Below are 6,984 nucleotides of genomic sequence, written 5' to 3' on the forward strand. Positions count from 1 at the left end.
GCAGCATGACTGCGCTACTGCGGTCGACTTGCTTTACTTGACTCAGACGGCCCCGTTACCGAAGTCCTGACCCTAGCTGTTGAGACAGGGGCGCCGGGGTGCAGATTTCACAATTCGATTGTTGCTAAAGTGTCTCAAACCACGCAATGATGTGACGATTCAATGAAGGACCTTAACCGTTGCGTGTCCTTGAGCCTTTTTATCCGTCGCAAGGTCCGCAACAGCAATGATGCGTAGTCAGAAGGACCCGGCCACGTTGGGTGGGTGTCGCGTCCGGCCTTGAAATGGACGCGGTCGCACTCCACTTTCATGTGGAAAATATGACAACCGGGAGTGCCTTAGGGGCTCCCGGGAACGGGCCCGAATTCGGGACGGAAAGGAAATGACATGACGAACAAAACGTCACCGGCGACTGAAAGCGCGACCTACCCGGTCCTGCCGCTCCGCGACATCGTGGTCTTCCCGCACATGATCGTGCCGCTCTTCGTCGGTCGCGAGAAGTCAATTCGCGCGCTCGAGGAGGTGATGGGCACCGACAAGCAGATCATGCTTGCCACCCAGATCAACGCCACCGATGACGATCCGGAACCGTCCGCGATCTACGAGGTCGGCACCATTGCCAACGTTCTGCAACTGCTGAAGCTGCCCGACGGTACCGTCAAGGTGCTGGTCGAGGGCCGCGCGCGTGCCAAGATCGACGGTTACACGACGCGCGAAGAATTCTATGAGGCTTCAGCACACACGCTCAACGAGCCGACCGAAGATCCGGTCGAGATCGAGGCGCTGAGCCGCTCGGTCGTTTCCGAGTTCGAAAGCTACGTGAAGCTCAACAAGAAGATCTCGCCCGAGGTCGTCGGTGTCGCGAGCCAGATCGAAGATTATTCGAAGCTCGCCGATACGGTCGCCTCGCACCTGTCGATCAAGATCGTCGAAAAGCAGGAAATGCTGGAGACCACCAGCGTGAAGATGCGCCTGGAGAAGGCGCTCGGCTTCATGGAAGGTGAGATTTCCGTTCTGCAGGTCGAAAAGCGCATCCGCTCGCGCGTCAAGCGCCAGATGGAGAAGACCCAGCGCGAGTACTACCTCAACGAACAGATGAAGGCGATCCAGAAGGAGCTCGGCGACGGCGAAGATGGCCGCGACGAAATGGCCGAGATCGAGGAGCGCATCGCCAAGACGAAGCTCTCCAAGGAAGCCCGCGAGAAGGCCGATGCCGAGCTGAAGAAGCTGCGCCAGATGAGCCCGATGTCGGCGGAAGCGACCGTCGTCCGCAACTACCTGGATTGGCTGCTGGGTCTGCCGTGGGGCAAGAAGTCGAAGATCAAGACCGACCTGAACCACGCCGAAGACGTGCTCAACACCGATCACTTCGGCCTCGACAAGGTCAAGGAACGCATCGTCGAATATCTCGCCGTTCAGGCGCGTTCGTCGAAGATCAAGGGCCCGATCCTGTGCCTCGTCGGCCCTCCGGGCGTCGGCAAGACCTCGCTCGCCAAGTCGATCGCCAAGGCGACCGGCCGCGAATACGTGCGCATGGCGCTCGGTGGCGTTCGTGACGAAGCCGAGATACGCGGTCACCGCCGCACCTATATCGGCTCCATGCCCGGCAAGGTCGTGCAGTCGATGAAGAAGGCGAAGCGGTCGAACCCGCTCTTTCTGCTCGACGAGATCGACAAGATGGGCCAGGATTTCCGCGGTGATCCGTCGTCGGCTCTGCTCGAGGTGCTGGATCCGGAACAGAACTCGACCTTCATGGACCACTACCTAGAAGTCGAATACGACCTGTCCAACGTGATGTTCATCACCACGGCCAACACGCTGAACATTCCGGCGCCGTTGATGGACCGCATGGAAGTGATCCGCATCGCCGGCTACACCGAAGAGGAAAAGCTGGAAATCGCCAAGCGGCACCTGCTGCCGAAGGCGATCCGCGATCACGCACTGCAGCCGAAGGAGTTTTCGGTCACCGACGGGGCGCTGATGGCGGTCATCCAGACCTACACGCGCGAAGCTGGTGTCCGTAACTTCGAGCGCGAGCTGATGAAGCTTGCCCGCAAGGCCGTGACCGAAATCATCAAGGGCAAGACCAAGAAGGTCGAGGTTACCGCTGACAACATCAACGATTACCTGGGCGTGCCACGGTTCCGCCACGGCGAGGCCGAACGCGACGATCAGGTTGGCGTGGTCACCGGGCTTGCCTGGACCGAGGTCGGCGGCGAGTTGCTGACGATCGAAGGCGTCATGATGCCCGGCAAGGGCCGCATGACGGTCACGGGCAACCTGCGCGACGTGATGAAGGAATCGATTTCGGCGGCGGCCTCCTATGTCCGCTCGCGTGCGATCGATTTCGGCATCGAGCCACCGTTGTTTGACAAGCGTGACATCCACGTGCACCTGCCGGAAGGCGCCACGCCGAAGGATGGTCCGTCGGCAGGCGTCGCGATGGCAACGGCGATCGTGTCGATCATGACCGGCATCCCGATTTCAAAGGATGTCGCGATGACCGGCGAGATCACGTTGCGTGGTCGCGTGCTTCCGATCGGCGGCCTGAAGGAAAAGCTGCTGGCGGCTCTCAGAGGCGGCATCAAGAAGGTGCTGATCCCCGAGGAGAACGCCAAGGATCTCGCTGAGATTCCGGACAACGTGAAGAACTCGCTCGAGATCATCCCGGTTTCGCGCATGGGCGAAGTGCTCGAGCACGCGCTGGTGCGCAGGCCCGAGCCGATCGAATGGGACCCGGCCAACGAGCCGGCAACCGTTGCAGCGGTCGATTCGCAGGACGAGGCGGGTTCCTCGATCGCCCACTGACGGGCCCCTGAAATGGGCGTTGCCGACCACAGGCAGCGCCGAAATTACAGAAAAACTGGGAAGACCGGCCTCTGGCCGGTCTTTTTTGTTGTAAAAACGCGCTGCAAGCCTTGCATTCCAAGGGATTAGGCGCAATTGGGAATGGCAAGACGCGGGCGATGCGTAAGCCGCCGCGGCTTAAAACACAGTCGTTTCGAACCAATCTGAAAGGGGTGGAAACATGAACAAAAATGAGCTCGTGTCTGCCGTTGCTGAGAAGGCCGGACTTTCCAAGACCGACGCATCTTCTGCAGTTGATGCAGTTTTCGAGACCATCCAGGGCGAGCTGAAGAACGGCGGCGACATTCGCCTGGTCGGCTTTGGCAACTTCTCGGTTTCGCGCCGCGAAGCCTCGAAGGGCCGCAACCCGTCCACGGGTGCGGAAGTTGACATCCCGGCGCGCAACGTGCCGAAGTTCACGGCCGGCAAGGGCCTGAAGGACGCCGTCAACGGCTGATCAGATTTGCTTGGCAGCCGGACACGAGGCCGGCAGTCCAGGTATTCGGGGGTTCGGCGCAAGCCGGACCCTTTCGCATTTTGAGGCGGCCCTTGCAGGGGCGTGCCATTTGCTCTACGGCTCAGCCGTTCTCAGGGCGGGGTGAAAGTCCCCACCGGCGGTAAGGGCCTCGAGCCCAAGCCCGCGAGCGCCTCGCTCTCGACACTCGAGGGGAGGGTCAGCAGATCCGGTGCAATTCCGGAGCCGACGGTCACAGTCCGGATGAAAGAGAATGATCGCGGGCACGAAGGGCGGGAACGCCCGGCGTTGCGCCTTGCGCTCATGCGTCCTGATTTGTGTTTGTCCGTTTCTCAGGATGCATGACATGAACCAGACTTCCCTCGGCCTTTCCTCCTCCCGTGCCATGGTCGGCGCCGGCTTTATGGTGCTGGCGGGTGTGGCCTTTGCCGGTCTCAATGTCGCCACCCAATGGCTGACGATGAAGCTCGGCTTTCCCGCAGCCTCCACCGCCTTCTGGCAGTACGCCTTCGCCTTTCTCTTTTCCTTGCCGTTCCTGTGGCGGGCAGGGCTATCGGCGATGCGGACCAGTTACCCGTGGCGGCACGTCGTCCGTGTGGCGTTAGCCGCCTTCGGTGTCGGAGCCTGGGTTTCCGGCCTTGCCCACGTGCCGATCTGGCAGGCGATCGGCCTGGTCATGACCTCGCCGTTCTTCATCATTCTCGGCGCCCGCCTGTTTCTCGGCGAGCGCGTCGGGCCGGCGCGCTGGCTGGCGACGGCCGTTGGCTTCACCGGTGCGATGATCATTCTGGAGCCCTGGTCTGATGGCTTCAGTTGGGCAGCCCTGCTGCCGATCCTTTCGGCGCTGCTCTGGGGCGCATCGTCGCTGATCACCAAGAGCCTGACCGGCAGCGAGCGCCCCGAGACCATCACCATCTGGCTCCTCGTGCTGCTGACGCCGATCAACGGTGCGATTGCGCTTGCCGCAGGCTTTGCCGTCCCGACCGGAATGGCGCTTGGTCTGCTGGTGCTTGCCGGCGTGTTGACCGTGTTTGCGCAATATCTGTTGACGCTCGCCTACACGGTTGCGGACGCAGCCTATGTGCAGCCCTTCGATGATTTGAAGCTGCCGCTCAACGTTTTCGCCGGCTGGCTCGTCTTTGGCTATGCGCCGACAGGCTATCTCTGGCTCGGCGCCGCCTTCATTCTGGGCGCGTCACTGTTCATCATGCGCAACGAGATGCGGCGAGAGCAGGTGGCCGCTGCAACCTGAACGGTGCAAAAGCTGCCGGCTGTCATTCGGCTGTCATCGCCATCGCGCAGAACCCCCATGTTTTCAGTGTTCGCACGCACATGGGGGATTTCATGACCATTGTATCGCGCATGACGGCGCTTACCGCCGTCCTTCTCGCTTCAGCCGCCTTTCCCGCGGCCGCCGAGCCCGTCTTCAACCGCGTAGCCTCCTTCGCTGTCGCCGACAACCTGCCGGAAGGTGATGCCCGCAAGGCGGCGACCTCCGCCGAGATCATCACGGCCAGCGAAAATGGCAACACGCTTGTTTATTCCGACAGCCCGGGCAAGCGTATCGGCCTCATCGACATTACCGACGCGAAGGCACCGAAGGCGGCGGGCGTCGTTGCCTTTGATGGCGAGCCGACGTCCGTTGCCGTTGCCGGCGCAAAGGTGTTCGTCGCAGTCAACACGCGCGAGAGCTTCGTCAAGCCGTCCGGTCTGCTGGCCGTTGTCGACCTGGCGTCGAAGAAGGTGGAAACGACCTGTGATCTTGGCGGTCAGCCGGATTCGGTCGCCATCAACAAGGACGGCACGCTTGCAGCCATCGCCATCGAAAACGAGCGCGACGAAGAGGTCAATGACGGCCAGATCCCGCAGATGCCGGCCGGTGACCTGGTGATCCTGTCGTTGAAGGACGGCGTCGCCGATTGTGCCTCGCTGAAGCGCGTGACGCTGACGGGCCTTTCCGAAATTGCCGGCGAAGACCCGGAGCCGGAATTCGTCGCCTTCAACAGCAAGGACGAGATTGCGCTTACGCTGCAGGAAAACAACCACATCGTCATCATCGACGGCAAGACGGCGACCGTGAAGACGCATTTCTCTGCCGGCACCGTCGACCTCAAGGACATCGACGCCAAGCGCAACGGCGCAATTGCCTTCAAGGACGAGCAGCCCGGCCGCAAGCGCGAGCCTGATGCCGTGAAGTGGCTCGACGACAACCGTATCGTCGTTGCCAACGAAGGCGACTACGAGGGTGGTTCGCGCGGCTTCACGATCTTCGATACGACCGGCAAGGTTGTCTACGAGGCAGGTGCGAGCTTCGAGCATGCCATCGCTGCGATCGGCCACTATCCCGAGAAGCGCTCCTCGGCCAAGGGCATCGAGCCCGAGGGCCTGGAAGCGGCGAAGTTCGGTGACGACAACCTGTTCTTCGTCCTATCCGAGCGCGCCTCGATCGTCGGCGTCTACAAGGACACCGGTGCGGAGCCGCAGCTTCTGCAACTGTTGCCGTCGGGCATTTCGCCCGAGGGTGCCGTTGCCATTCCGTCGCGCAATCTGCTTGCCACCGCCAATGAGGTCGATCTCGGCGAAGACGGCGGTGCCCGCTCGCACGTGATGATCTATGAGCGCGGCGAAGGCGAAGCTGCCTATCCGCAGGTCCGTTCTGCCGAAAAGGACGGCCTGCCGATCGGTTTCGGTGCACTGTCTGGTCTCGCAGCCGTTGCCGACAAGCCGGGCTTCCTGCGCGCCGTCAACGATTCGGTCTTCTCGTCGCAGCCGACGATCTTCACGATCGACGCCACGCAAAAGCCGGCGCTGGTCACCGAAGCGCTGGCGATCACTCGTGACGGCGCACCGGCCCAGAAGCTCGACATCGAAGGCATTGCCAATGACGGGGAAGGGGGCTTCTGGCTCGTCTCCGAAGGCAATTCGGACAAGCTCTATAGCCACGCGCTCTTCCACGTGAACAAGAAGGGCGAGATCAAGAAGGAAATCGCCCTTCCGGAAGCTCTGCGCGCCAGTGAAACCCGCTTCGGCTTCGAAGGCATCTCGCTCGTTGGCGAAGGCGACGACCAGACGCTCTGGATGGCCGTGCAGCGCGAGTGGAAGGACGACGAGAAGGGCTTCGTCAAGCTCGTCTCCTACAATCCGAAGAGCGAAGAGTGGGGCGCCGTGCGCTATCCGCTCGAAAAAGCCGGCGACGGCTGGGTCGGCCTCTCGGAAATCTCCGTTCACGGCGACTATGCCTATATCATCGAGCGCGACAACCTGATCGGTCAGGCTGCCAAGCTGAAGAAGATCTATCGCGTCGCCCTGTCGGAACTGAAGCCGGCGGCCCTTGGCGGTGAACTTCCTGTCGTCAAGAAGGAAGAGGTCCGCGACCTCATCCCGGATCTGAAGGCACTGAATGGTTATGTCGTCGACAAGGTCGAAGGCTTCACCGTTGACGCCGCCGGCAACGGCTATGTCGTCACCGACAACGACGGTGTCGACGACAGCTCCGGCGAGACCCTGTTCTTCTCCATTGGCGCCATCAACGCGATGTGAGCGTTACCGCCCGGAGAAAACGGAAGAGGCCGGGACATGATGTCCCGGCCTCAGACTGCTGACAAACCCCTGGCGAGAGCTGGGGGTTTGTGATTCAGTGGGCCATGTTGAAGAAACCCGGC

4 protein-coding genes and 1 riboswitch are annotated in these 6,984 nt (G+C 61.6%); all 4 genes read left to right on the top strand.

Annotated elements, in window-relative coordinates; all coding sequences use genetic code 11:
* The first annotated feature begins 387 nt into the window (after window positions 1-387).
* The 4 genes from lon (at window position 388) to MKZ91_RS31345 (ending at window position 6,862) form a co-directional block, all read left to right on the top strand.
* Complete coding sequence (gene lon, locus MKZ91_RS31330) at window positions 388-2,808, top strand: endopeptidase La (protein WP_336174924.1); 2,421 nt, start codon at window positions 388-390, stop codon at window positions 2,806-2,808.
* A 220-nt stretch (window positions 2,809-3,028) separates the two neighbouring features.
* Entirely contained in the window at window positions 3,029-3,304 is a 276-nt protein-coding gene (gene hupB, locus MKZ91_RS31335; protein WP_065777403.1) for a DNA-binding protein HupB, read from the top strand.
* A gap of 123 nt (window positions 3,305-3,427) precedes the next feature.
* Window positions 3,428-3,581: riboswitch (FMN riboswitch) on the top strand.
* A 78-nt stretch (window positions 3,582-3,659) separates the two neighbouring features.
* The gene (locus MKZ91_RS31340; protein WP_442892378.1) at window positions 3,660-4,574 is read left to right on the top strand and encodes a DMT family transporter; all 915 of its coding nucleotides are present in this window, start codon (window positions 3,660-3,662) and stop codon (window positions 4,572-4,574) included.
* 80 nt (window positions 4,575-4,654) lie between these two features.
* Window positions 4,655-6,862 (top strand): esterase-like activity of phytase family protein, encoded by a 2,208-nt coding sequence (locus MKZ91_RS31345; RefSeq protein ID WP_336174926.1) that lies wholly within the window; start codon window positions 4,655-4,657, stop codon window positions 6,860-6,862.
* The last annotated feature ends 122 nt before the right edge of the window (window positions 6,863-6,984 follow it).

Source organism: Ensifer sp. MJa1 (genome assembly GCF_037026475.1).
Lineage (GTDB): Bacteria > Pseudomonadota > Alphaproteobacteria > Rhizobiales > Rhizobiaceae > Ensifer.

Coding starts and splice junctions, on each gene's coding strand:
- lon (WP_336174924.1), top strand. CDS start 388: ATGACGAACAAAACGTCACCGGCGACTGAAAGCGCGACCTACCCGGTC.
- hupB (WP_065777403.1), top strand. CDS start 3,029: ATGAACAAAAATGAGCTCGTGTCTGCCGTTGCTGAGAAGGCCGGACTT.
- MKZ91_RS31340 (WP_442892378.1), top strand. CDS start 3,660: ATGCATGACATGAACCAGACTTCCCTCGGCCTTTCCTCCTCCCGTGCC.
- MKZ91_RS31345 (WP_336174926.1), top strand. CDS start 4,655: ATGGGGGATTTCATGACCATTGTATCGCGCATGACGGCGCTTACCGCC.